Here is a 24,999-nt window from a genome sequence, read left to right on the forward strand (position 1 = left end):
AAGCTAGCGCGCCGGCCGGACCACCATCGCCGAGCCGCCGCCCCTGCGGGCCTTCTCGGCCGCCGCGAGCCACTTGCCGCCCGGCAGCCGCTGGACGGCGGTGGCCGCGCCGATCTCCGGGTTCTCCCGGAAGGAGTGGCCGATGGCCTCCAGGCCCCGCCGCACCCCGCTGTCGTGGAGACCGGGTTCGAGGTCCGTCTGCGCGGTGTTGCGCTGGCTGGCGCGCGGCGCGGCGATCGCGTCGGCCAGGGGGAGTCCGCGGTCGAGGAAGCCGGTGAGGGTCTGGATCACGGTGGTGATGATGGTGGAGCCGCCGGGCGAGCCGAGCGCCACCACCGGCCGGTCGTGCCGGTCGAGCACGATCGTCGGCGCGATCGACGACCGGGGCCGCTTGCCGGGGCCGGGCAGGTTCGGGTCGTGCACGGCCGGGTTCGCCGGGGCGAAGGAGAAGTCCGTCAGCTCGTTGTTGAGCAGGAAGCCGCGCCCTGGCACGGTGATGCCGCTGCCGCCGGTCTGCTCGATGGTGAGGGTGTAGGCGACGACGTTGCCCCACCGGTCGGCGGTGGTGAGGTGGGTGGTGTTCTCGCCCTCGTACGTCGTCGGCGCGGCCGTGCCGCCCGTCGCGCAGGGTTCCGGGTCGCGGGGGTCGCCGGGGGCGAGGGGGCTGGTGAGGACGGCGTCGTCCTCGATGAGGCACCCCCGCGCGTCGGCGAACCGCTGCGAGAGCAGTTCCCTCGTCGGTACGTCCTCGAAGGCGGGGTCGCCGACCCAGCGTCCCCGGTCGGCGAACGCGATACGGCTCGCCTCGATCAAGCGGTGCAGGTACTGGACGTCGCTCGCCTTCGACAGGTCGGTGCGCTCCAGGATGTTGAGGGCCTCGCCGACCGTCGTACCGCCGGAGGAGGACGGAGCGATGGAGTAGACGTCCAGGCCGCGGTAGGAAGTCTTCGTGGGCGGCTGGGACTTGACACGGTAGGCGGCGAGGTCGCGGGTGGACAGCTCGCCCGGGCGGGCGTTCCAGCCGGAATCCGGGTCCACGGGCGGCTTGCCGACCGTGTTCACGATGTCCCGGCCGATGTCGCCCCGGTACAGGGCGTCGACGCCCTCGCGGCGCAGTTCCCGGTAGGTGCGGGCCAGGTCGGGGTTCTTGAAGGTGGAGCCGACGGCCGGGAGTTCGCCGCCCGGGAGGAACAGCTCGGCGGTGTCCGGGAAGTGGCGGAAGCGGGTCTCGTTGGCGGCGGTCTGCGCGCGGAAGGTGTCGTCGACGGTGAAGCCGTGGCGGGCCAGGCGTTCGGCGGGCTCCAGGACGGTGCTCAGCCCGCGCTTGCCCCACTTCTCCAGCGCCCGCTGCCAGGTGGCGGGCGTGCCGGGGGTGCCGACGCCGAGACCGCTGCTGACGGCCTCGGCGAACGGGATCGGTTCGCCGTCCTCCAGGAACAGCGCGGAGTCGGCGGTCAGCGGTGCGGTCTCGCGGCCGTCGAGGGTGTGCACGGTGCGGGAGCGGGCGTCGTAGTGGACGAAGTAGCCGCCCCCGCCGATGCCGGCCGAGTAGGGCTCGGTGACGCCGAGCGCGGCGGCCGTGGCGACGGCGGCGTCGACGGCGTTGCCGCCCTTCCTCAGGACCTCGATGCCGGCGGCCGACGCGTCGGCGTCGACGCTGGAGACCGCTCCCCCGTGACCGACCGCCACCGGGACCTTGGGCGGGGTGCGGGGCGAGTGCGGGGCGGGCCCGTCGTGCGGGGCGGGCGGCGCGAACGCCGCCACCGACACCACGGCGGCACCGGCCGCCAGGACTGCGAGTTTCCGTGCCACGGGACGACGCATCCGCACCTCCGGTAAAGGGCCGTCCGCGCAGCTTAGTTCGTCGCCATGCCCTCGTCAGGTACGTCGGGGGGTGTGCCGTGCCGGCTGCCGGGGAGGGTCCGCCGCCCGGGTGTCGAACACGGGTTTGCTCCGGACCGCTAGCATGCGCGCCCATGACCGACGACGTACGCAATATCGTTCTGGGTGTGGTGGTCGCGGGCATCGGTGCCGCGCTGGGCTGGATCGCCCGTACCTATCTGTGGAAGCGCAAGCTCCGGCGCAAGCAGGCCTTCTTCGGCCTGCCGGAGAACTCCGAGTCGCTGCTCGTCGTCAACCGTGACGCGGCGACGGCGGAACCGGCGGTGCACCGCTTCGACGTGTTCGCGCTGCTGGAGCTCTCCGCGCTGATCAAGGACTGCGGGGCGCATGTCCAGGTGGTCACGCAGGACGCGGCGCACCAGGGCTTCGGCGAGCGGACCGAGTTCTGTGTGGGCGGGCCGGGGTCGAACCGGCGGATGGTGGCCCATATGGCGGCGATGCTGCCGGGGGTGCGGATGAACGTCGATCCGGAGCCGGGCCCGGACCGGGGCGCGTTCCAGATAGGCTCCGAGCGCTACCGCATGGACCCGGGCATCACCGAGTACGTCATGCTGGCCCGGCTGACCGCCGGTGAACGGCGCGAGACGCGGCCGGTGTTCCTGTTCTGCGGTCAGCGCGCGATCACCAACCAGGCCGCCACCCGCTATCTGGCCCGCAACCACGAGCGGCTGGCGCGCAAGCACGGGTCGAACTCCTTCGTGCTGCTGCTGAAGGTGATCAACTCCCAGGCCTACGGCCCCGATGTGGTCGAACTGGTCGGCGACGTGACCAAGCCGGCGCAGACTCCGCTGCCCGCTCCCGCGCCGCGCAAGACCCACCGGGCGGACTGATCCCAGGGTTTCCGGGGCTCCCGGGGTCCTCCGGGCCTTCCGGCCCGACGCCACCCGTCCGGCACGCAGCTGACCTTCTCCTCGCCGGCCGGCGACCCGTCGTAACCGTCGGTTCGCCGCGCGAGCAGTGATCTCCGGCTGCCGCCGGACGGGACCGGCCGATGTGACCGCCGCCCCCGCGGGCGGGGTCGCGGCGCCCCTCCCTGCGACGGTGTCCGCTCTCCTGCCGCGAAGTCCCCTCCCCAACGGGACGGAGGGAACATCCTAGTCGAGGTCCGTACGGACGGGTCAGGGGCGTCGCCCACTCAGTGCCCGCGGATCTCCGGCGGGCAGCCCCGGGCCCGGCCGCCGTGCCATCGCCGTGCCGATCGCCGCGGCGTCCGCCGGGCGTTCACGCCTCCGCGACCTCCGCGTACAGCTGGGACAGCTCGGGCACTCCGCTGGCCGCCCACTGGTGGCCCGAGTCCACGACGTCGAACTCCCGGCCGGAGGCGAGCCGTACGACCGGCTGTCCGTCCGGGCGGATCTCCCAGGCGGCTCCCGGCACGGTGCGCACGATGACGGTGCCGAGGTACAGCCCCGCGTCGTTGCCCAGCCAGGCCGACCGCTCCTCGTCGTCCCGCCAGCCCGGCACCAACTGGTCCAGCGCCTCCAACGAGGCCGGGGAATCGTCCAGTCGGATCCCCGCCCGGTGTGCCTGGGAGCGCAACAGCTCGCACTCGGCCAGGAGTTCGGCGATGCCCGCGGAATCGGGAACCCCGCCCTTCCGGCGCCGCTTGCCCAGGAATGGGATGTTCATACCTCCAGCCTGTCATTCGTACCGCCCCGCGCACCACAGGCGCGCGGGGTCGCCGGTCGGCGCGGGGGCGCGCTACACGTCGAGGTCCACCACGACCGGCGCGTGGTCCGAGGCGCCCTTGCCCTTGCGCTCCTCACGGTCGACGTAGGAGTCGGTGACCGCCTTCGCGAACGGCCCGTTGCCGTACACCAGGTCGATGCGCATCCCCCGGTTCTTGGGGAAGCAGAGCTGACGGTAGTCCCAGTACGTGAACGGGTGCTCGTACTTGAGGGGGCGCGGCACCACGTCGGAGAGGCCGGCCTCGCGCAGGGAGGCGAGGGCGGCGCGCTCGGCGGGGGTGACATGGGTGGAGCCCTCGAACGCGGCCCGGTCGTAGACGTCCTCGTCGGTCGGGGCGATGTTGTAGTCACCGAGGACCGCGAACGGGCGGCCGCCCGCCGCGTCGCCCGCGACGGCGGCCTTCAGCGTCTCGAGCCACTGGAGCTTGTACGCGTAGTGCGGGTGGTCCACCTCACGCCCGTTCGGCACGTACACCGACCAGACGCGGACCGGGCCGCAGGTCGCGGAGACGGCGCGGGGCTCGACGGAGCCGTCGTAGCCGGGGTCGCCCGGCAGTCCCTTGACGACGTCCTCCAGGCCGACCTTGGAGAGCACCGCAACGCCGTTCCACCGGCCGGTGGCGTGCACCGCCGCCTCGTAGCCCAGCTCGCGCAGCTCCTCCACCGGGAACCGGTCCTCGGCGACCTTGGCCTCCTGGAGGCACAGCACGTCCGTGCCGCTGCTCTCCAGCCAGGCCAGGAGCCTCGGCAGGCGGGCGGTGATCGAGTTGACGTTCCAGGTCGCGATACGCATGTTCCCCAACCTACCCGGCGGGTCCGACAACGCCCCCGCCACCTGCTCACCGCCCGTCGCCGCACGCCGGCCGGCTCACAGCTCGGCCGCGCCGCCCGGTGCCAGCCGCAGGTGCTCCGTGCCGCCGAGGGCGCCGATCTGACGGTCGTAGATCGGCCGGGCGAGGTCGGTGAGCAGGGCGTCGTGGATGTCGTAGGCGCGCCGCGGACGCACCTCGCGGACGTAGTCGATGACTTCGGAGATCTTGTTCCAGGGCGCCATGACGGGCAGCATCAGCGTCTCGACCGGGTGGCCGGGGACGGTGAGCGCGTCGCCGGGGTGGAAGAGCTTCCCGCCGTCGACGAGGTAGCCGACGTTGGTGACGCGCGGGATGTCCGGATGGATCACCGCGTGCAGTTCGCCGTGGACCTCGACGTCGAAACCGGCCGCCGTGAAGGTGTCGCCGTGGCCGACGGTGTGCACGCGGCCCGGGAAGGCCGCCGAGATCTGCTCGGCGACCGACTTCAGCGTCCAGATCCGGGCCGCCGGATTCGCCTCCAGGGCCGCCCGCAGCCGGCCCTCGTCGAAGTGGTCGGGATGCTCGTGCGTGACCAGGACGGCGTCCGCGCCGACGGCGGCGTCCTCCTCGCTGAACCCGCCGGGGTCCAGGACGAGGACGCGGCCGTCCTTCTCCAGCCGGACGCAGGAGTGCGACTTCTTCGTGAGCTTCATGCGTCCATCGTGCCCCCGCACGCCCGCGCCGGGCGCCCCCGGCTCACTCCCGGGGCGTGGTCTCCTCACGCACGACCTGCTGCGCCACCCGGAAGGCCCGGTTCGCCGCCGGGACGCCGCAGTAGACGGCCGCCTGGAGCAGCACCTCCCTGATCTCGGCCGGGGTGAGCCCGTTGCGCAGGGCGGCCCGGGTGTGGACGGCCAGCTCCTCCAGGTGGCCGCCGGCGACGAGGGCGGTGAGGGTGACACAGCTGCGGGTGCGCCGGTCGAGCCCGGGGCGGTCCCAGACCTCGCCCCAGGCGTAGCGGGTGAGGAGTTCCTGGAAGTCGCCGGAGAACTCGTCGGTCTGCGCCAGCACCCGGTCGACGTGCGCGTCGCCCAGGACCTCCCGGCGGACCTTGATCCCGGAGTCGTACGGATCGGGCCGGACCTGCGTCTGCTGCGGTACGGCGGCCGGGGCGATCTCGGCGACGGGGGCGGGCTGTACGGGGGCGACGGCCAGGGCGGGCGGCTGCCCGGCCGGGGCGACGGCCGGCGCGGGCAGCGCGATCTGTCCGGTGGCGGACTCGAAGGCGGGCTGCCAGGCGGTGGAGAAGTGCCGCACCAGCAGGTCGGTGACGGCGGCCGGCTGCTCCACCGGTACCAGGTGGGAGGCGCCGGGTACGACGGCGAGCCGCGCGTCCGGCACACCGGCGACCAGAGTACGGGCCTCGGCGGGGCCGGTGACCTGGTCCTCGGAGCCGGCCAGCACCAGGGTGGGCACGCCCACGCTGCCGAGTTCGGCGCGCACGTCGAACGAGGCGAGCGCCTCGCAGGCGGCGATGTAGCAGCCGGGGTCGGTGGTGCGCACCATCTGCACGGCCCACTCGGTGATCGCCGGCTGGGCGGCGGCGAAACCGCCGGTGAACCAGCGCTCGGGCGCGGAGCGGGCGATGGGGTCGAGTCCGTTCGTCCGTACGATCACCCCGCGCCGGCGGAACTCGTCCGCCGTGCCGAAGCGGGGCGAGGCGGCGATCACCGCGAGCGACGCGAGCCGCTCGGGGTGCCGCAGCGCCAGCTCGATGCCGACGGCACCGCCGAGCGCGCAGCCCGCGAACCCGAAGCGCTGTACGCCGAGGCCTTCCAGGGTGGTGAGCAGCCGCGCGGTGAGATCGGCGACGGACCCCGCGGGGTGGGCGGGGGCGCCTCCGTGTCCCGGCATGTCGAACCGGAACACACGCCACTGCTTCGTCAGCTCGGGAACCTGCCGGTCCCACATGTGCCATGTGGTACCCAGTGAGGGACCCAGGATCAGGACCGGGGCGTCTTCTGGCCCGTCAAAGCGGTATTGCAGGGTGTTCGGTGGTGTCTCACTCACGCCCCAGACCCTCTCACGTCTCACGAAATCTCACACAGCCCGGGGAAGCCGGCGGCTCGATGCACCCGCGGCTCGACTCGTCGGCCACTGCCGACGGCCTCGTCGATCGAGCTGAGCCTCTCAGCGTGTACGCGCGCCCCTGACGCAGCGTGGCCTGCTGGCCGCGCTCTCGCTCGGTCCTCACGTCGTCGCGCTGCTTCCTCCATCAGCACAGCTGCCAGCTGTCCCGAGTTTGCAGCAAAGCATGTGATGCCGTCCCGAGGGACGGGACAACGTAGCGGGAAACCTTTCGGGCCGCTCCGATCACCACCTGAAAACCACCCTTGGGAAACGCCGCCGAACTCACCCCCGACCCTCCGCCTCACCGTGCAGGCCGTCCCATGTAGTGGCGGCTTCGCGGAGGTCTTCCACATCTGGCTTCACGTACCACTTCTTCGTGGTCTTCACGTTCGTGTGCCCGGCCCACCGGGCGAGGATGTGATCCGGCACGCCGTTGTTGGCAAGGAAAGTGAGGCAGGAGGCGCGAGCGTCGTAGAGACGTACTCTGCGCAGGCCAAGGACCTCCATGAGCCGGTACGCGCGCCTGCGGAGTTGCTTGATCGTGAAAGCCTCCCCGGTCTCGTGCACCACGACGTATCCGGAGTCCGAGTAAGCCTCACCGAGGACGAGCCTCTCCTTGGCCTGGAGAGCCTTGAACGTTCTGAGGGCCATCAGTACTGGACCCGGCAAAGGAAGATCACGTTCTCCGGCCATGGACTTGGTGTCCTTTTCCACGACGTATCGATTCCCCATCATCGTCCGAGTGTTGGCTATGGTGATCGTGGCGTTGCCCAAGTCGACGTCCTCCCATCGAAGTCCGCAGACTTCAGCAGGACGCAGACCCATGAGGGACAGCAGTAGGGGAGCATAGAGCCGTTCCGTCCTGACGCCGTGAATGAACATCTGGACTTCCTGGACGTTCCATGGCTTCACTTCCTGCTTCTTCTTCCGATCCTCCTTACGCGCCCTACGTGGAATTGTGACGTGCTGGGCCACATTCATGGTCAGCAGCCGCCGCGTCACTGCCCGATTCAAGGCATCCTTCAATCGCGCAAGGCTCATTTCCACACTGGTCACCCCGAGCGGAGTGCCAGGTTTTCCGCCGCGTGCGCGCCCATACCTCAACGCCCAATGCATCCACTCTTCTACGTCTTCCTCCGTGAGCTCTTGAAGCCGGATGTGACCCAACTTCCCGCGAACCCGATCCAAGGTAATCCGGTAGTTGTAGATCGTGGTTTCTTCCAGATCATCCGCTTTCATGGCCAGCCACCGATCTAGCCACTCATTGACAGTGATCTGCTTAGGAGGAACGAGCGTCCCTTCCTGGCGACGGTTGGTGATGCGCGCGTACTCAACCTTCGCTTCCTTGAGCGTGGCGAACGTGCGAGTCAGCTGTCTGCGCTTTCCGGTAGCAGGGTCGACTCCCACGTCGACCACGAACCGGTATCGCACCTGCCCCTTCGAGTTGGGTGGGAGCTTCTTGATCGGATCGGACAGGAGGTACTCACTCTCCTTCTGTGCGTGGCCTACGCCGACTAGGCACTTGGCTCATCTGATTGGCAGCAGACCAGCGCCGTTCCGCGCCATGGCACAGAGCGGCATCTGCAGGTTCGCGCAGCTCCACCGCCAGCACAGCCGCGCACATGAACGTGCTTCGAGGATCGTCACGATCGCCGGTTTTGCTAACCGGCGATCGTCGTCTATGTTGCGCTCGCCGTCCGCACGCGATCCATGCTCTGAGTGCGTCGCGTACGTTGGTGGGGCCAAGAGAAGGCGGACGCATCGGCAACGTTCGCGGACAGGGTGAGCTCCTCGCTACGTCGGGGACGGGTTGACCGGCCACACGGTTCAGGGTGTTGTACGTTGACATACCCCTACGGCGACTTCCACCCTTTCCAGCGCCTTTCTCTTCTGCCGTGGGCGAATAAGGAAAGGCAGCTGCCGCACCGAGGGCAGGTACCGCGGCGTGTAGCGCCAGAACCTACCCATGAATCACCCGCGACGAGTCGCGACGAATTCCTGTCCTGCGATCCGGAGCCGCGATGAGCACCCGGCCAGGAAGAAGGCGGCGCAGATCACCACCAGTTCTGCAGCTGTTTCTCTTGGTGCGGTCCAGTCCCTCGACTCGCATGCTTCTCAGAGGAGTCAGCGCTCTGGATATGACCTACGGCCTAGTTGTTCGAGAAGGCAAGCGGTCGGCGGAGCACCTAGCGGGGGACGCGCCTGCGATGTCACCGCGCAGTGTCCGTTGTACGCCTAGCGGGCCGTGATTCTCGGCTCCGTTCCTGGGCCGCTGTCCTGCCGGTCCTGCCACCACACCTGGCTGAGCGCCGAAATCACGGCTGCCGAGTGCAGACCAGGCATCCATTTCGCCCAGTGCCCCGACTGCTACGAGACCGAGGTCCTGATCCACCTCGCCACCGTGCTCTCCGCCCCGCGCCAGCGGCAGTCGATGTGCTTCGCCGGCGTCACCGGATGCAACGTCCTGGAGGAGCGCGGAAGCTGCGAGCAGTGCTACTCCCCTAGGCAGGAAGAGGACGGACTCCGGGCTGTGCCCAAACTGCCTGGTCGCTCGATGGCCCAGGGCTGATCGCTCGGCCCACCTGATGTCCCCACATGCCGAACACCGATACCGCCCCTGCCTGAGTATCTGGTTGTCGGCCTGTCCGCGGGCTACATGATTGCCTTCCATCGCCACGGCGGTGCCCCTGTCCGGCCGCGCAGGCAGTCGATGCGGTACTGCGCCTCGCGCCGCCACTCCGGGCGTGTGGCGGCGTGCTGCGCGGCGTACGTCGCCATCCGCAGCTCTCGCGCGCCAGCCAGAAGTTCATACCCTTCCCACTCCGTGACGTCAGCGCCGTAGGTCTCGCAGAACGCGGCGTACTCCTCCGCAGACACCGCGCCGGTCGTGGTGAGCTTCACTGCGGTCGACACGAGATCCCACTCCGGTGGGCCAAACGAAGCGCGCTCGAAGTCCATCAACAACGGGCCGGCCTCCGTGCGCGCCACGTTGCCGACCCATGCATCCCCATGGACGACACACTCCGGCAGGCCCTTCGGCCTCGAAGCCCATTGCTGCTTGAGATCTTCAAGCCGGCCGTTCAGCCACAGCCGGTCATCGTCAGAGATTGTGCTCGCTGCGTCGATGCGCTCAGCCAGCCGGACGAACGGGTCCAGCTCGCCCAGTGGTAGGTCTGGTTTCGGCAGGGCGTGCAGTTGCTTGAGGAGCACGACGACGTCGGTAACGGTCCCGATTTCGTGTGGCGGCAGCTCTTGCCAGAACGTCACCGGGTGCCAGCTGGCTGCTACCGGCTGCCGCAGGTCAAGAGCGCGTACGGCGGGCACGCCCTGGGCGGCAAGCCAGCGGGCGACCTGAACCTCGCGCGTTGCGGCGGCGGCCTGGCCAGGCCGGGCGATACGCACCACCACTCCCCCGGGCAGACGCCATATGGCGTTCTCTGCGATTCGTATCGGTTGGGCGTTGGTCGCGTCGAGGCCGACGGCGAGGCACGCCTCCTCAAGTACGGCTTGGGTGGGCGTGGGCGAGGTAGTCACGCTTGCACCGTAGCCGCGATGCGCTCGCGCAGGTCGCTGGCCTCGGGGAGGTTCCGGTGCCGGCCTGCGAACCGGGCGAGTTCCCGCAGATCCTCGGCGGCCCGGCAGGAGGTCAGTTTGCCGACGTCGTCCAGCGCTCGGTGGCCGAGCACGACCGCATGCCGCGGGTCGTCGCCCTTTGCCATGACTAGGGAAGCGAGTTTTGTCTCGGAGATGGCGCGCGAGCGGGCAAATGCGTTGCCGTGTCCTTTAACCGCGATTTCGAAGCGGCGGGCCGCCTGCCCGGGGTCCTGGTCCGCGTGGACCGCGAGATCGAACAGCGCGTGGGCGGTGTCGCCGTGGTGCTGGGCGTAGTCGTAGTAGGCCATCCACGGCGGGTCCTGTGCCGGGTCGGACTGTGCGAACGCGGCGTCGGCTTCTCCGACCGCGCGCAGGGTGTTGGCTACGTCGCGCATCTTGCCGAAGGCGCGGGCACGTGCGGTGTGCAGCATGGCACGCTCGGTGGCGGTGAGTCGGTCGGAGCGCACCAGACCCTTCTCTGCGTGGGTTAGGCCAGTATCCGGATCTCCGACCCAGATTTCCTGCCGGGCCATGAACGAGTACGTCTTGGCGCGCAGGTGCCACTCCCCGGCTTCTTCCGCGCACTCAGCGGCTAGCCGGAAGCTGACTCGGGCATCGTCGTGGGCGTACGCGTCGAACTGCGAGGCGCCGACGACAATCCCTAACCGAGCCACAGAGGCCAGGAGTTCAGGCCGCAGGGGCTCGGGGCAGGGCACCGGCAGCAGGGAGGCTCCCCACATAATGGCGCCGCGGGCGAGTTCTCGCACCGCGCCGCCGCCTCCGTACTCGTTGTCCTGGCGATGGACGACATCGGCCAGCGACTTCAACTGCCTGATCTCGCGCGGGCGGATCTGAGTCGGGATCTCCCGGGGGGCTGCTGGGGTCACGAGGTGGACGAGGTCTATCGGGGCAATGGCGGCAAGGCCGCTCGTGGCAAGGAAGGCGCGACGGTCCACAGAGGCAGGGCTCCCGCTTGGAGGTGTTGTACTACCTCTGCCCAGGATGCGGCCGTCATGGACCTGAACCGGCACCTCCGTCCTGCCAGGGGGTGCACTTTCCGTTTCGAGGTGGGCTTTTTCCGTTTGCCCGAACACCATCCCCCACGCACGGGTGAGAACTCCGCCGGTCTGCAGGACCTTGTCCAAGCGCTCAGCCAAGTCCCTCGAACAGGTAGCAGTCGCCTTCTCGATCTTCTCGATGAGTGAGCCGCTGACCTGTACTTTCACGCCCAACTCGGCGTGTGTGAGGGGGCCGCGCTTCTTACGCCAGGTCCGCAGTTCATGACCGAACCAGTCACGCGGGGACGCGTCCGGAGTCAGTTGCTTCTCGGGTCTTGGCATGGGCTGTTCCTCGCTCGCGAAACGGAAGATCGAGGTTTCCGAATCAAAATCTGCACGCGGTCCTGTCGGCCTGGCTCAATGGTTGCTCACGGCCGCCGCCCCAGTACACACCGCGTCCGGCGCCGGTTGGAGAGATTTCGTCGAACGAGGGACTCCCCGTGAAGGCAGACTTGATGGAGGCTCAACAGCGCGTTACCGACGGCACAAGCGCTGCGGTCCGGACGCGTTCCGGAGCATGCGAAATCGACGTCGCTCTGACAGCCGCCGCCGTCTCGGGCGTGCGTGACCTCGTCAGTGCGTGCCTCCGTCTGTGGGGCCTGACCGAACTCGACTGGCGGGTCACTCTCACTGCGTCCGAGCTACTGACGAACGCCTTTCAGCACGCCCGCGAAGAGGATGAGTCCTCGGTTCCAGTGAAGGTCGTCCTCACCCGGACCCCCGACGGGGTGTTCCTGTGCGTCAGTGACCCGCACCCCTGGCTCCCAGCCCCCGTCTCGGCAGGCGACAACGACGAGGGCGGTCGCGGCCTGGTGTTGATCAAGACGCTCAGCGACAGATACGGCTGCTCGTCCACTGCGCACGGCAAAGACGTTTGGGTCACGATCCTGCACTCTGCGTAGTCGGAATCTCCCTTCCTCTGGCGAGACTCGAAAGGACCACCACTATGTGCCGGCACTCGCCGCCGTTCCCCAGCGCCGATGCGAAGGCCGACGGCGGTTCATCGTCAGCGACACTGCACTCGGAAGACTCGAATGCAGCTTCGGGTTGGGGCACGGACCTCGCGCGAGACCTCTTATGGGAGGGAGACGACAGCAAGGACGCTCGTCCGGGCTGCAGTGCCGTGGAGTTACGGCAAGCCTGCCTCCGGGCGCTCCGCCGGGTCGCGCCAGTAGTCGGCGAGCATCTCGCCCGGCCAGGCGGGCTGACGGACGGAACCCCGGGGCCCCATTTCCTGAAAGTAGGGGGCCAGGTCAATCACCGGCGTCCCGTCGACTGCGTCGAGGTCGGTCACCAGAAGGTCGCGGCCGTCCACGCTCAGCAGCCTCGGGTAGCTGACGGCCAACTGGTTGGGGCGCCGATGGTTTCGGTGGACGAAGGTTCCGGTCGCTGGCCACTGCACGTTACCCCTGGGGCTGCGGGCGTGGAGCTGCACGTCCTCGGGCTGTGCCAGGTGGAAGCGCCACGTCACAGTCAGGTGGGAGAACTCGTCGATTCCCAGCAGTGTTTCGAGGGGGTACGCATCGTTGAGTCGAATCACCGACTCAACCCCGCCCTGGTAGTCGTCCTGAACGCGGGTGTGTCCCCCGACGACCGTTGCGATCGACTCGACCTCGTACGACGTCACCGGTACTGGTTCCTCTCCTCGGGCAATGCTGATCCGCGGGCTGCCATGGGGCATCGAACGTCCGTGTCGCGATCAGCCTATGGCCCGAAGCATGCCGCGTGCCCGGCGGTCCAGCTCGGTGACGTGGCGGCCTCCGCGTTGCCGGACGGGCGAGAGGTCGCTCTGGATTCGGACGATGACGTCACGTGCCCGGCCGGACTGGACGCCCGTCATGGCGTCGAGTGCTTCGTTCCAGGTTGCGCATGCCTCGTCGAGGTTTCCCCGCTGCACCTGGACGGCGCCGAGGTAGCCGAGCGTCACGCTGTGGGTGCGGGCGAATTGCTGGCGCCGGCGCGTGGCCACACTCCGCTTGAAGTGGATCTCCGCGTCGCGGGGCTGACCTATGTCGCGCAGAGCGCAGGCCGTCTCGTGGGCGAGGGAGGCTTCCTGGAAGAAGCCGACGCGGTCCGGCGCCTCGGTGGTGTCGGCGCGGGCGAGGTCCCGCTCCGCGCGGCTGATAGCCGCGAGGGTTCCGGAGCGGTCGCCGTCAGCCGCGAGCGCGCGGGCGTACACGATCGCCAGCAGCGCCTTCTCGCGGTGGCTGGCCTGGCCGTAGCGGTCGCGAGACATCGAGGCGTCGGCCAGGGCCAGCGCCCTGCGTGGGTGCCCGAGGTCGACGGCCTGGTGAGCGAGGGCGCGCAGGACGTGGCCACCGAGCGGTCCGTCACCGGCCTCCGCCGCGATCCGGGCGGCGATGGTGAGGTAGCGCTGGGCGGTGCGGTGTTCGCCGGCGTCGAAGGCCATCCAGCCAGCGAGGTACGTCATCTCTGCGACGGCGGAGTGCGTGTCGCGGCGGAGCTGATCTGTACGAAATCGGCCGCCGAGCAGCGGCACCGCCTCGTCGAGCAGGTGGCTGGCGAGGGCTTTGCGGCCGGTTGCGCCGCCTCGCTGCTGGTCGCGCGCGGAGTAGTAGACCGTGAGGTCGCGGACGTCGTCGATGTCGGCTTGGGTCACCGAGCGCGAGGAGGACGGTCGGCGGTTCGCCGCTGCGGCGGGGGCAGCTGCCCACCACGAAGTGGTGGGCAGGGCGAAGCCGGCTGCGGAGTAGGCGGCGGTGGCCAGCAGCTTGCGTCGGTGCATGTCGAGATCGTCGCTTCCCAGCTCGGCCAGTGCGGTCAGAGGGTCGACGCTCCAGTCGGATCCGGTGTCGGTCGTGCCTGTCGGCTCTTCTTCCAGCCCGAGGTCGGCCAGGGAGAGCCGGCGGCCAAGCCTGCGGGACAGCGTCTCACGCAGGATATGCGGCGCTCTGCCACTCGGCTTCGTGCCGAGCACCCACATGGAGATGTGCGAGCGGGAGATCGCCTCCAGCTCACGCACTCCGCACTCCGCCGCCACGCGGGCAACGGCGGCGGCTGCTTGCGGCTGGGACCAGCCTGCTTCGCGCAGGAGTGCGGCAAGGGCGACGTTGCGGTCACGGGCCATGGACTGCCCCTCGGTTCCGTAATGATCTTTGGCGCCTTTGGCGGCGTTCCCGTCCACCAAGGCATACCCCTCGAACGGGATTCGCGGTTCGCTCAACGTAGCGGCCAGATCACTCACATCGCACGCCGACCGACGCCTCCGACGGGCGCTCTCGGCTCACTTTGGCTTGATCCGAACAGGAGTTGCGGCATGCGCCTTTCGCTGGACCCTCGCCGAGACGGCAGCCAGCTCGTGGGCGAGCGCGGGCGGCAAGCGCCCGCCACCGCGGCACCGGCGCCGGAGCGCGATCACGTGGTGGCCGCGTCGGAGACGGTGACGCTGGTACTGGGCGAAGATTCGCCACTACCCGAGAGCGCTGCCGACGTGGAGGACCTCGTTCGCCTTCTGCGCGGACACATTGCCCAGTTGGGCGCACGGACCGCTCCGCATGTTCCCGCCCTGCTGCGTGCGCAGCGGCTCTGCTCCGACAGCATCCCCGAGGGCTATGTGTCGAGCCGGGTGCACCTGGTCAGGCTCGCCAAGGCCACCCAGGAACTGACGGCTTACGTGGAACGCGGCGGCCCCGGGCCGAACAGCGGGGAGGCCGGGCGGCGTTGGCCGACGCCAACGCTCAACGTGCTGCGCGGCACCGTCTTCGCCCTCGCCCTGGCCTGCCTGATCTTCGCCGCTTCGGTGCCGCGGACATGACGGTGACCGGTGCCGTCGTCATCGCTCTGGTCCTCGGGCCGACGGCCTGGCTAATGCTTCGCGGCGAGCGGGCGGCCGACCCTGCACGAGCCGCCGAGCACCTGCCACCGCCCGGCAACGCTCCCTCTCTACCTGGCGAACACGGACCTACCTACCGCCCACCGTTCCCGGCCGCTGCGACGGCCCCGATACGGCCCCGAACTTGCGGGGCTAACGGAGATCCACACGATGAATCGGCTTCCGCGCATCGAGCAGTACGGCCTGATCGGCGACACGCAGACCAGCGCCCACGTCTGCGATGACGGTTCGATCGACTGGCTGTGCCTGCCCCGCTTCGACTCGCCGGCCGTCTTCGCCGGTCTGCTCGGCACGCAGAAGCACGGCTCCTGGCAGATCTCACCGGCCTCGTCCGCAGGCCGGTGGGGCTCAGAGAAGGTCGCTGAGCGCCAGTACCGCGGTGACTCGCTCGTCCTCGAATCGGTGTGGCGCACCCCAACGGGTTCGGTCCGCGTCCTGGACTTCATGCCGCCGCGCGACGGCACCCCACAGGTGATCCGGATCGCCGAGGGCCTGACCGGCGAAGTGGAGATGGTCTCGGCCATGCGCCCTCGGCCGGGATACGGCAGCGTCAGCCCGTGGATCCACGAGGTCGGTGGACGCATGGTCGCGGAGGCCGGCGCGGACGCTCTGTGGCTCGACACCTGCGTCCCGCAAATGGAGAAGGACGGCGTGGTCGTCAGCGCCTTCGTCATCGGCGCCGGGCAGAGCGTGGCGTTCGTGCTCAGCTGGTGCCCGTCCCACGCCGCCGCGCCCGACATTCCCGACCCGGATGCCGCGCTCGCCGAGACGCTCGCCTTCTGGCAGGACTGGACACAGGAGTGCACCTACAACGGGCCCTACCGCAAGGCCGTGGTCCGGTCCTCGATCGCGCTGAAAGCCATGACCTACGGACCGAGCGGCGGGATCGTCGCGGCGCCGACCACGTCGCTGCCCGAGGAAATCGGCGGCCAGCGGAACTGGGACTACCGCTACACCTGGCTGCGCGACGCCTCCACCACCTTGGCCGCACTGCTGGGGACCGGCTACCGGCAAGAGGCTCAGGCATGGCGACGCTGGCTGCTGCGTGCCGTGGCCGGGGACCCGGAAAACCTGCAGATCATGTACGGGATCACCGGGGAGCGTGACCTGCGGGAGCGGGAGCTGCCCTGGCTTCCCGGGTACGAGGGCTCGGCCCCAGTACGCGTCGGAAACGGCGCGGCGGACCAGCTCCAGCTGGACGTGTACGGCGAGGTGATCGAGACCTTGTACGTCGCGCACCAGAGCGGTGTCGCCCACTGCGCCGACACCGCAGTCCTGCACCAGCGGCTCATCGAGCACCTGGCAGAGCGCTGGCAGGAGCCCGACGAGGGAATCTGGGAGATCCGCGGGGCCCGCCGGCACTTCGTCCACTCCAAGGTGATGGCCTGGGTGGCGGTCGACCGCACCATCCGCCTGGCCGAAGCCGGCGCGCTCGACATGGACCTGGCCCCCCTGGTCGAGCTGCGGGCGGCGATCCACCGCGAGGTCTGTGACAAGGGCTTCGACCCGGTGCGCAACACCTTCACCCAGTCCTACGGCTCCCGGGAGCTGGACGCCGCCACGCTACTTATCCCCCGCACCGGCTTCCTGCCACCCGACGACCCGCGCGTCATCGGCACCGTGGACGCGGTACGTCGTGAACTCTCCACGGCCGACGGACTCGTGTACCGGTACCCGACCCGCGGCAAACGCGCCGGGGTGGACGGCTTGACCGGCGATGAGGGCACCTTCTTCCTGTGCGACTTCTGGCTCGTCGATGGCCTCGCCCTGACCGGCCGCGTCGACGAAGCCCGCGCCTTGTTCGAACGCCTCCTCGCTCTGCGCAACGACCTTGGGCTCCTGGCGGAGGAGTACGACCCCGTCCAGCAGCGCCAGCTCGGCAACTTCCCGCAAGCATTCAGCCACATGGGTCTGATCCAGAGCGCCCGGCTCCTTAAGCACCTGACGACGGGGCCCTCCCGCCACCGCGGCGCGGTTGCAGTTCCGGCTCCCCGATCGACCTCCCGCAGCACGCGCCAGAGCGCCGTAGCCCTGACGCCGCAGCACGCATAGCCACCCACCCTGACGAGGATTCCCATGTCTGACAGCGCCTTCCCGGCACGGCCGGCCACTACCGGCCACCGCAGACGGCGGCCCCCGGTCGACGCGATCACGCTGCACCGCGCCCGCCGCGCCGTGGCACTGCCCCTGGTGCTCCTGGCCGCGGTGCTGGTCGCCGCCTACGCCCTCTGCACAGTGTCCGTGGTGGGTAGCGGCTGGATCCTGGCCGGTCTGGTGTGCGGGTTGGCTGGGGTCGGCCTGGTGACGGCTCGTGGAGCGCGCACCGTCGCCGGCGCCGTGCAGTCGACCGTGGAGAAGTCCCAGGCAGCGGCACTGGAAGCGGTCGCAGGGGCAGCGGCAGCCGTCGAGAAGTCGGTGCACTGGTCGGCGGATGAGCTGTGCCGCGGAAAACGCCCACCGTTGCCGGACCCGCAGACGCCACAGTCGCCCAATCCGAACGCCGAGATCGACAAGGCGCTGAGTGCCCTCCAAACGCAGGCGATCGCGTCGCTGATCCGCGTGCACGACGAGTCCCAGTCCGTCGTCCTCCTGGAGGTGCTGCGCCGCCTGGCCATGCGCGAGCACGCCCTGGTCGGCAAGGCGCTCCAGGCCCTGAGCCAGCTGGAGATGCTGACCGACGACCCGGAGCTGCTGGCCAAGATCTTCGAGATCGACCACCTCGTGACTCGCATGCGCCGCCAGGTGGAGAGCACGGCGGTGCTGGGCGGGCAGTCCCTGCGCAGCGTGCGCCGACCCGTTGCCGTCACGACGGCGCTGCGCGGCGCCGTCTCCGAGGTCGTGCAGTATCCACGGGTGGCCGTCGCGGCCGGATCCGTCGGCGCCGAGCTGGGTCTTCCTGGCCATGTAGGTCCGGACCTGACGCACCTGCTGGCCGAGCTGATCGAGAACGCCTGTGAGTGCTCCGATCCGGCGACGAAGGTGACGGTGCGCGCGCAGCGGGTGGCCAACGGGCTGGCCATCGAGGTCGAGGACCGGGCCATTCCCATGCATCCTCAGACTCGGGCGCAGATGAACCACCTGCTCAAGGCCCCGGACGAGGTCGACGTCAGCGGCCAAGTTCGGGCCGGACAGCTCGGCTTGCTGGTCGCCGCGAAGATCGCCCAGTCACACGGGCTGTCCGTCCTCCTGCAGGAGAACGTGACGGGGGGCACGACCGCCCTGGTCGTCATACCGGCACGGCTCCTGGTAGCGATTGCCCCGGTCGATGACACGGGCCCGTTGCCGCCCGAGGAAGCCCGAACGTCCGGGCGTCAGCCGCAGGTTGCCGCGTCCCCTGTCGTCGCGAGAGCGGGTCAGGCCGCACGCCCCGGTGCTGCTGGGGTGCCGACCGCAGAGGCAGGTCAGTCGGCCGACGCGCCCGCCCTTCCCACGCGCACACGCCGGACGGGATCTTTCCGTGCACCACACGAGCGGGAGCAAGCCCCCGTGGCCGCACCCACGCCAGGGCTCGCAGCCGCCTTCCGCAACGGCCTCCAGGCCGGCGGGACCGCCGACGCCCCTACTGCCTCGACAGACCACCCCCGGCCCTAACCCTCCCCTTCCGCGTTCCCGGTGGCCCTGTACTTCCGCTGGCCCTTCCCCCTTCTGGAGCGATCCCTATGAGCACCCACCCCGCGATGAGCAACGTGACCGGCGACACGCCCGCATCCGCGACGACAAGCGGACAGCGGGAGAGCATGGTCTGGCTGCTGCGTCAGTTCGCCTCCGAGACGCCGGGCGTCACGCACGCCGTCCTGATCTCGCGCGACGGACTGCGGCTGCTGGACAGCGACGTCGACAAGGACTGGGCGGACGAACTGTCGGCCGCCTTCAGCGGGGTTGCCTCCCTCGCGGCGAACATCACCGGCCCCACCCACAAGAAGAGGCCGGCCCGGCAGGTGATCATCGAGCGAGACGACTGCCTGTTCTTCGTCCAGAGCGCCGGGCGCAGCGCGGCCTTTGACAACCACCCCGGCAACGAACGCGGTGAGGTGGACACGATCCTCGCCGTCATCGCCACCAGGGACGCCGACGCGGGCACCGTCGGCTTCGAGATGGGCCGCCTCGTCCACAAGTTTGCCCCGTACATGCTGATCCCCGTCCGTGTCGGCACGGGCGGAGAGGTCCGGTGACCCTGCGTGGCCGCGTGGCCGAGGAGTCGGCGTTCGTGCGGACCTACACGCTGACGCGCGGGCGTACCAAGCCGCGGCACCTGCTCGGTCTGGAAACCGTGCTGGAGGCTGGACCGGGAAGGCCCGGCCCGGCGCAGGCCGAGGAGTGCGAGGAGATTCTCGCCCTGTGCCGGGAGCGCCGACGGTCGGTGGTCGAGCTGGCGGGCCGCCTTGGCCGGCCCGTCACCGCCGTCAAGATTCTTGTCTCCGACCTCCTGGACGCCGACGTCCTGGTCGTCCCTCTGACTCACCCCTATGCCGGTACGGGCGAGGGTTCCGGTCCGTCTACCCAACTGCTGGCAGCCCTTTCAGCGGGCTTGAAGAGGAAGTGGCCTGATGCCGTCGCCTATCCCCAGGCCGGATGACCCGGCCGCGGTGCTGCGGAGTTCGCCGCACCCGCAGGCCAGTGCTCCGACTGTGCTGAAGATCGTGATCGCCGGGGGCTTCGGCGCGGGCAAGACCACCGCCGTGGGCGCCGTCAGCGAGATCACGCCGCTGAGCACGGAGGAGTACCTGACCCAGGCGAGCGCGGACGTGGACAGCTTGGCGGGCATCGAGGCGAAGCAGACCACCACGGTCGCCTTCGACTTCGGCCGCCTCAGTCTCACCGACGGGCCGACGCCTCTGGAGCTGTTCCTGTTCGGTACGCCGGGCCAGGACCGGTTCGTCGACCTCTGGTACGACCTCTCCCGCGGCGCCGTCGGCGCGGTGGTCCTGGTCGACACTCGTCGGCTGGAGAGCAGCTTCACCCCGGTCAGCTTCTTCGAAGACATCGGCCTGCCCTTCGTCGTCGCCGTCAACCAGTTCGACGGCGCGCACCGCTACCACCCCGAGCAGGTCCGCACCGCGCTCGAACTCCCGGCCGCCGTGCCGGTGGTCACCTGCGACGCCCGCGACTCGAACCACATCGCCGGCGTCCTGCTGACCCTCGTCGACCACGCCGTGAACAACGCCGCCACGGGCCGCGCTGGTCACGCCCCTTCTACCTCCCTCCAGGACGCCTGATGTCACAGCACCCCAGCGGCCCCTACGGCACGCCGCAGGCCGCACCGCCCGCACGGTCCTTGCCGCGACGCGATATCCGGGACACCACCCGAGGCCCGTTCACTCCGCCCGCCACCGCCCTCACCAGCCAGCCAGCCCATCAGGCGTCGGAGCTGGCACAGCGCTATGAACTGCTGCACCGTCTGGGCGTGCCCACCGTGGCCAACGAGGACTTCGACGACTTGGCCCGCAGCATGGCTGAGCAGGCCGGGTTCCTGTACGGGTTCGTCAACCTGTTCCTGGAGAAGCAGACCTTCGTCGGGCTGCACCAGCCGCCTGCGGACAGCGGGTACGTCGTCGTCGGCCGCACAATGAGCCGCGACCACGGCTGGTGCCCGGAGGTCATGGCTCGCAGGAAGGCCCTTCCGCTGCACGACGTGCACGCGTCCCCGCGCTTCAGCGGCAACGCGGTGGTCGACGCGGTCGGGATCCGCTCCTACTTCGGCGCCCCGCTCATCCACGACAGCGGCACCGTGCTGGGCACGGTGTGCGTCATCGACCCCGAGAAGCGGCCCCTGGCCGAAGCCCGCCGTCTGCGGGACATCGTCATCAACGCCAGTGCGCAGGTGATGGACCACATCATCCGAACCCCCGTCCGCTAGGCCGTTCCACACCCCCACCCGGGTGCCGTAGGCGATCCCCGGCCGCTCCGCGTTGCGACCTTCATCCAGGGAGAGGGAGACCATGTCCGCCACACTCACCGCATCACCACCGGCGCTGCGTCCCTACCTCACCGCCCGCCACGACCTGCTGTGGCACGAGGCGGACGCCTTCGCAGCCGAGCACGTCGTGCCGCGCGCCGCGCGGATGGAGGCCGCTCCCGGCAGGGTGGAGCGCAAGGTCGCCGACCTGATGGCCTCACGGGGATGGTTCGCCGTCACCGTCCCGGCCGCCTTCGGCGGGCTGGGCGCCGGGCACGTGGCCAAGACGATCCTGGTCCACCGCATCGCGCGGGTCTCGGCGGCTACTGCGGCCATCCTGCAAGCCACCCTCATTCCCGTTGGTGCCCTGTTGCACTTCGCCACCTACGAGCAGAAGGGACGCTGGCTGCCCCGTGTCGCGGACGGCTCCCTGCTGCTGTCGATCGCCGTGACCGAACCACTCGCCGGCGGCCACATCGGCGGCATCGAAACCACCGCCGAACGCGCCGGCAACCAGTGGGTGATCACGGGCAGCAAGGTTCATCTCGGCAATAGCCACCTCGCCGGGGCCCACCTCGTCGTCGCCCGCACCGCCGGGACGGGTGTGAGCACGTCCCAGGCGCTAACCGCGTTCATGGTCGAAGCCGACCGCCCAGGGCTCTCCGTCTCCGACCACTGTGCCGGCCTCGGCTTGCACGGCTTCTCCGCCGGCCGCCTCGGCCTCGATCACGTCCGCGTCCCCGACGACAACGTGGTTGGCGAGATCGGCCAGGGACTGGCCGTGGCCCAGAGCAGCAGCATTCTGTACGGCCGCCCCAATCTGGCCGCCGTCAGCCTCGGTATCCACGAAGCAGTCGTAGACACCACCACTGCTCGTCTCAAGGCCCGTCCCCGCTACCGGGGCGCCTTGTCCGACCTGCCCGTCCTGCGGGATCGCGTCGGCGGCATGGAGGCCCGCCTGCGCGCCGCCCGGATACTCGCCTACCAGGCAGTGCACCTCCTCGACCAGGGCCTGTCCTGCGACGCCGACCTGATCAACTCGAAATACCTCGGCCACCAGTGGGCCATGCAGTCCACTCAGGACGCCATGGAACTGCACGGCGCCCAGGCCCTCGATGGCGACTACGTCCTCCAGCGCCTGTGGCGCGACATCCAGCACACCTACCCGCCCGCCGGAACCGGTGAAGTCCAGCGCATACGCCTGGCCGACGCCGCCTTCGACGAGGACCACATCCAGTGGTCCGAACGCCTCGCCGCCGAAGCCGCCTGGGCACGCCCCGACCCGACGGCCGCATGAGCCCCCGTGCGCGGCACCCCGTGAATCCAAACCGCCGCGCACGGGCCCGTGCCGCCGGCCCCCGTCCCCCGCGGGGACCGGCGGCACCCCTTCCAGTGACCATCCACCCAGCCGAGGAAGAGACACCGTGACCCCGCCCGTGACGACGGCCCACGCACCGATCACGCCCTTGACGCCGACCCTGCAGCGCGTCGCCCAGCACCTCGCGAACGGCCTCACGGCCCAAGAGATCGCCACGCAGACCGGACTGGCGGCCGTGACTGTCCGCCAGTACCTCCGCGACATCCGCGAGAGCCTCCACTGCCCGCCCCGCTGCAAGCCCCCGGTGATCGTGCACCGCCTGTTCGCCGTCCAGCAGGTGGCCTCGCCCACGGCGGACAGGCCGACGCCACGGCTCAGCCCGGAGCAACTGCAGCTGCTCCGAGCCGTCGCCGAGCACAGCGATGCCCGCGACATCGCCGTCGCCGCCAAGCTCGCCCCGGCCGACCAGCGCGCCGCACTCGACCAGCTCCTCATCGACACGGGCGCACGGGACACCACCCACCTGGTGATTCTGGCCCACGGCTGGAAGCTGCTGGGAACCGATCCGGCAGCGCGGAGCGGAGCGAGCCAGTGAGCAGGCCCCTCACTCCCGTGGCCCGCGAAGAGCGTCCAGCTCCGGCATCGGACGCATCGGAGCCCCTGGGCGCCGTATACGCGGTGCGCACATTACGTACGGACGCCGAGCGCGAGGAAGCCGCTGCTCTCATTCAGGACCGACAGTGCTGGCTCACCGTGCGCGGTCTCCCCGTGCCCGCTCAAGCCGACGTGCCAGCCCTGTTCCGCGACCCGCAGACGAAGTCGGCCGGTCTGGTCGAGGACGGAAGGCTGCTGGCCTGCATGGTCCCCGAGCGCGACCCCGGCCTCAGCTGGGGCGAGGGCCCCTGCCTCTTCCTGGGACGCGTCCACACCCTGCCCGACCAGTCCGACGACATCACCCGGCTGATCACCCTGTGGGCCTCCGACTTCGCCGCCCGGCAGGGCCTCCCGCTCGTACGGGCCGAAGTCCTGGCCCGGCACGCCCTGCAAGCCGAGCCCGTTGCCGCCCTGCTGCGTCGGCTCACCGACATGGGCTGGGATGTACGCGGTTCCGGCCCAGGACGAGAGGGTGACCGAGTCGCCCGCCTCGAACTGACCGCCGAGCACCGCCCCGGACTCAGCGCTCTGATCAGCTGCCAGGCCCACGCTCCTCATCTGGCCGCGGACGATCGGAGCAGCGCGTGACAACCGACGAGCCGCAGCGCCCCGACCTCGCCCGCGAGCTGATCGCCCGCGCCACGAAATCGGCCGCGCACCGGGCCAAGCGCGTGCGCGACCAGCTCGACGCCGTCCAACTCGGGCAGGGCCGGCACACCGACCATGCCAACACCAACGTGTTGCGCCGCATCCTGGCCGAGCACGACTGGCCCGGCCATCGCCTCGTCGGCCCCAAAGCGGCCCGCGCCGCCTGGAGCATCGCTCTGCACAGCGACGACGTCCCCGCCTTCCAGCGCGCCGCCGCCACCCTGCTGGGACGTGCAGTCTGGGCCGGCGACGCCCCGGTCCAGCACTGGGCGCACCTGCACGACCGTGCCCTCATCACCAGCAGGCGCACTCAGGAGTACGGCACCCAGCTCCTGCTGTTCGCTGACGGCATCGAGCTGTGCCCACTGCGCGCGCCGGAGTCCGTCGACAAACGGAGGGCCACGGTCGGTCTGCCGCCGATCGCTGTCGCGCTGGAGACGGTGCGCCGCCGGTACATGCCTGACGGCTCTGCCGATGAAGTCCCAAGCGTCGTCCTCGCGGAGGCCGCGTGAACAAGCGGAACACCGTGGTCTCCACCAGTCGACCCTCCGGCCACAACTCCGCTCTGCGAAAGGATCGTTGACAGATGAAGCTCACCATCGCCGTCCTCACTGCCGGTGCTGCCCTCTCCCTCAGCTTCGCTGTGGTCGGAGCCGCCCGGCTCAGGCAGGACGCGCGGCACCAAGCCGAGCGCAACGAGGCGCTCCTCGCGGGCAACCAGCTCGACTGGCTGAACCGGGTGTCCACCAACGCCGACCTCGCCGAGCTGTGGAAGCCCGAGGACATGAAGGCCGGGGAGTACATGCAGCTCATGTCGGCCAACCGACTCATCTGCGCCCTCAGCCTCCGACACTGCCTCGGCCGTATCCGCGACGGACAGCTGCCGTTCTACGCCGCGATGGTCATGAGTCGCGACGTCTGCCGGCGCTACTGGCAGCGCTTCGGCGACCTCCGCGCTCAGGAGGCCGAGGGCGACGAGCGGGCCGAGTACTTCACCCGGGTGCTGGAGCAGGCCGCGAAAAACCACCCGCAGGCGCAGCCCGCAGCAGCTTGAACGCACCCCACCGGCCCCGGACGCGCGACGGCTCAGACGATTTCGCCACCGTCGCCGTCCGGCAGCAGACCCCGGGGCCCGACCGGGCCTCGGCATCCCGCACCATCCATCACTCCTAGGAGGCATGCATGACCGCCATCCAGGCCGAGAGGCCGACCGCTCCCGCGCAGGCGAACCTCGTGAAGGCCGACGACGACCCGTTCGGGCTCGACATCACCTTCATCGAGGGAACGCCGGCGACCGAGACGGTCCTGATGTGCAGCACGGGCGACAACTGCGGCAGCTCCTGCCCCAGCGCCTGCACCACCTCGTAAGCCGGATCACCCCGGCAACGCGGGCCGGACGGGGGCTTCCCCCGTCCGGTCTGCCCCGCCCGTCACGCAGAAGATGAGGAGAGCCCTGATGACACGGCA

The 24,999-nt window shown here is 69.9% G+C and carries 26 protein-coding genes; 16 read left to right on the forward strand and 10 right to left on the reverse strand.

All coding sequences use genetic code 11. The features are described 5' to 3' along the window. Positions 1-3: 3 nt before the first annotated feature. The gene (gene ggt, locus ACZ434_RS09200; protein ID WP_468453462.1) at positions 4-1,824 is read right to left on the reverse strand and encodes a gamma-glutamyltransferase; all 1,821 of its coding nucleotides are present in this window, start codon (positions 1,822-1,824) and stop codon (positions 4-6) included. Positions 1,825-1,976: 152 nt separating this feature from the next. On the opposite strand from ggt, the gene ACZ434_RS09205 reads away from it, so the two are divergent. Further along, positions 1,977-2,732, forward strand: a complete 756-nt coding sequence (locus tag ACZ434_RS09205) for a hypothetical protein (RefSeq protein WP_468453464.1) — start codon at positions 1,977-1,979, stop codon at positions 2,730-2,732. Positions 2,733-3,123: 391 nt separating this feature from the next. Here the strand turns inward: ACZ434_RS09205 and ACZ434_RS09210 are convergent, their stop codons facing one another. The 5 genes from ACZ434_RS09210 to ACZ434_RS09230 all read right to left on the reverse strand — a co-directional run bounded on the left by ACZ434_RS09210 (position 3,124) and on the right by ACZ434_RS09230 (position 7,927). Beyond that, on the reverse strand, positions 3,124-3,531 hold the full coding sequence (locus ACZ434_RS09210) for a DUF6278 family protein (protein ID WP_468453466.1): 408 nt from the start codon (positions 3,529-3,531) through the stop codon (positions 3,124-3,126). Positions 3,532-3,603: 72 nt separating this feature from the next. After that, the gene (locus ACZ434_RS09215; RefSeq protein WP_468453468.1) at positions 3,604-4,383 is read right to left on the reverse strand and encodes an exodeoxyribonuclease III; all 780 of its coding nucleotides are present in this window, start codon (positions 4,381-4,383) and stop codon (positions 3,604-3,606) included. Between the two features lie 75 nt (positions 4,384-4,458). After that, complete coding sequence (locus tag ACZ434_RS09220; RefSeq protein ID WP_468453470.1) at positions 4,459-5,094, reverse strand: MBL fold metallo-hydrolase; 636 nt, start codon at positions 5,092-5,094, stop codon at positions 4,459-4,461. 43 nt (positions 5,095-5,137) lie between these two features. Further along, on the reverse strand, positions 5,138-6,451 hold the full coding sequence (gene pcaDC, locus ACZ434_RS09225) for a bifunctional 3-oxoadipate enol-lactonase/4-carboxymuconolactone decarboxylase PcaDC (RefSeq protein WP_468453472.1): 1,314 nt from the start codon (positions 6,449-6,451) through the stop codon (positions 5,138-5,140). Positions 6,452-6,793: 342 nt separating this feature from the next. Continuing rightward, entirely contained in the window at positions 6,794-7,927 is a 1,134-nt protein-coding gene (locus ACZ434_RS09230) for a tyrosine-type recombinase/integrase (protein WP_468453474.1), read from the reverse strand. A gap of 829 nt (positions 7,928-8,756) precedes the next feature. On the opposite strand from ACZ434_RS09230, the gene ACZ434_RS09235 reads away from it, so the two are divergent. Continuing rightward, positions 8,757-9,080 carry a hypothetical protein gene (locus tag ACZ434_RS09235; protein WP_397726040.1) on the forward strand — a complete coding sequence of 108 codons (324 nt, stop codon included), beginning with the start codon at positions 8,757-8,759 and terminating at the stop codon, positions 9,078-9,080. A gap of 83 nt (positions 9,081-9,163) precedes the next feature. On the opposite strand, the gene ACZ434_RS09240 is transcribed toward ACZ434_RS09235, so the two are convergent. Then, on the reverse strand, positions 9,164-10,045 hold the full coding sequence (locus tag ACZ434_RS09240; protein ID WP_468453477.1) for an aminoglycoside phosphotransferase family protein: 882 nt from the start codon (positions 10,043-10,045) through the stop codon (positions 9,164-9,166). Continuing rightward, a complete protein-coding gene (locus tag ACZ434_RS09245) occupies positions 10,042-11,445 on the reverse strand; it encodes a helix-turn-helix domain-containing protein (protein ID WP_439454080.1) in 1,404 nt (467 codons plus the stop codon). Before ACZ434_RS09245 ends, ACZ434_RS09240 begins: the two co-directional genes overlap by 4 nt. Before the next feature lie 158 nt (positions 11,446-11,603). Here ACZ434_RS09245 and ACZ434_RS09250 point away from each other — a divergent pair, with 158 nt between their 5' ends. After that, complete coding sequence (locus tag ACZ434_RS09250) at positions 11,604-12,065, forward strand: ATP-binding protein (RefSeq protein WP_439454079.1); 462 nt, start codon at positions 11,604-11,606, stop codon at positions 12,063-12,065. A 227-nt stretch (positions 12,066-12,292) separates the two neighbouring features. Here the strand turns inward: ACZ434_RS09250 and ACZ434_RS09255 are convergent, their stop codons facing one another. Together ACZ434_RS09255 and ACZ434_RS09260 are read right to left on the reverse strand one after the other, a co-directional pair. After that, a complete protein-coding gene (locus tag ACZ434_RS09255; protein ID WP_390994206.1) occupies positions 12,293-12,790 on the reverse strand; it encodes an SAM-dependent methyltransferase in 498 nt (165 codons plus the stop codon). A gap of 72 nt (positions 12,791-12,862) precedes the next feature. Continuing rightward, on the reverse strand, positions 12,863-14,251 hold the full coding sequence (locus tag ACZ434_RS09260; protein WP_390994207.1) for a Tat pathway signal protein: 1,389 nt from the start codon (positions 14,249-14,251) through the stop codon (positions 12,863-12,865). A gap of 189 nt (positions 14,252-14,440) precedes the next feature. Here ACZ434_RS09260 and ACZ434_RS09265 point away from each other — a divergent pair, with 189 nt between their 5' ends. The 13 genes from ACZ434_RS09265 (at position 14,441) to ACZ434_RS09325 (ending at position 24,900) form a co-directional block, all read left to right on the forward strand. Beyond that, positions 14,441-14,938, forward strand: a complete 498-nt coding sequence (locus ACZ434_RS09265) for a DUF6415 family natural product biosynthesis protein (RefSeq protein ID WP_468453481.1) — start codon at positions 14,441-14,443, stop codon at positions 14,936-14,938. Between the two features lie 228 nt (positions 14,939-15,166). Further along, the gene (locus ACZ434_RS09270) at positions 15,167-17,068 is read left to right on the forward strand and encodes a glycoside hydrolase family 15 protein (protein WP_468453483.1); all 1,902 of its coding nucleotides are present in this window, start codon (positions 15,167-15,169) and stop codon (positions 17,066-17,068) included. A 24-nt stretch (positions 17,069-17,092) separates the two neighbouring features. Continuing rightward, positions 17,093-18,607, forward strand: a complete 1,515-nt coding sequence (locus ACZ434_RS09275; protein WP_216717411.1) for a sensor histidine kinase — start codon at positions 17,093-17,095, stop codon at positions 18,605-18,607. A gap of 68 nt (positions 18,608-18,675) precedes the next feature. Continuing rightward, positions 18,676-19,188: a roadblock/LC7 domain-containing protein gene (locus ACZ434_RS09280; protein WP_030422130.1), complete on the forward strand. Its 513-nt coding sequence runs from the start codon at positions 18,676-18,678 to the stop codon at positions 19,186-19,188. Then, the gene (locus tag ACZ434_RS09285) at positions 19,185-19,592 is read left to right on the forward strand and encodes a DUF742 domain-containing protein (protein ID WP_030422129.1); all 408 of its coding nucleotides are present in this window, start codon (positions 19,185-19,187) and stop codon (positions 19,590-19,592) included. The genes ACZ434_RS09280 and ACZ434_RS09285 overlap by 4 nt, the downstream gene beginning before the upstream one ends. A 52-nt stretch (positions 19,593-19,644) precedes the next feature. Then, positions 19,645-20,232 carry a GTP-binding protein gene (locus tag ACZ434_RS09290; protein ID WP_216717414.1) on the forward strand — a complete coding sequence of 196 codons (588 nt, stop codon included), beginning with the start codon at positions 19,645-19,647 and terminating at the stop codon, positions 20,230-20,232. Continuing rightward, complete coding sequence (locus tag ACZ434_RS09295) at positions 20,232-20,873, forward strand: GAF domain-containing protein (protein ID WP_216717415.1); 642 nt, start codon at positions 20,232-20,234, stop codon at positions 20,871-20,873. Before ACZ434_RS09290 ends, ACZ434_RS09295 begins: the two co-directional genes overlap by 1 nt. 82 nt (positions 20,874-20,955) lie before the next feature. Then, positions 20,956-22,209, forward strand: a complete 1,254-nt coding sequence (locus ACZ434_RS09300) for an acyl-CoA dehydrogenase family protein (protein WP_468453487.1) — start codon at positions 20,956-20,958, stop codon at positions 22,207-22,209. A gap of 127 nt (positions 22,210-22,336) precedes the next feature. Beyond that, positions 22,337-22,825 (forward strand): LuxR C-terminal-related transcriptional regulator, encoded by a 489-nt coding sequence (locus ACZ434_RS09305; protein ID WP_308295269.1) that lies wholly within the window; start codon positions 22,337-22,339, stop codon positions 22,823-22,825. 173 nt (positions 22,826-22,998) lie between these two features. Continuing rightward, on the forward strand, positions 22,999-23,472 hold the full coding sequence (locus ACZ434_RS09310) for a hypothetical protein (RefSeq protein ID WP_397726068.1): 474 nt from the start codon (positions 22,999-23,001) through the stop codon (positions 23,470-23,472). Next, positions 23,469-24,044 carry a DUF6624 domain-containing protein gene (locus ACZ434_RS09315; RefSeq protein WP_468453490.1) on the forward strand — a complete coding sequence of 192 codons (576 nt, stop codon included), beginning with the start codon at positions 23,469-23,471 and terminating at the stop codon, positions 24,042-24,044. Before ACZ434_RS09310 ends, ACZ434_RS09315 begins: the two co-directional genes overlap by 4 nt. Before the next feature lie 74 nt (positions 24,045-24,118). Continuing rightward, positions 24,119-24,586 carry a DUF6082 family protein gene (locus ACZ434_RS09320; protein ID WP_468453492.1) on the forward strand — a complete coding sequence of 156 codons (468 nt, stop codon included), beginning with the start codon at positions 24,119-24,121 and terminating at the stop codon, positions 24,584-24,586. A gap of 128 nt (positions 24,587-24,714) precedes the next feature. Continuing rightward, the gene (locus tag ACZ434_RS09325; protein ID WP_030422121.1) at positions 24,715-24,900 is read left to right on the forward strand and encodes an FxLD family lanthipeptide; all 186 of its coding nucleotides are present in this window, start codon (positions 24,715-24,717) and stop codon (positions 24,898-24,900) included. Positions 24,901-24,999: the final 99 nt, after the last annotated feature.

Source organism: Streptomyces sp. NPDC030893 (genome assembly GCF_055571535.1).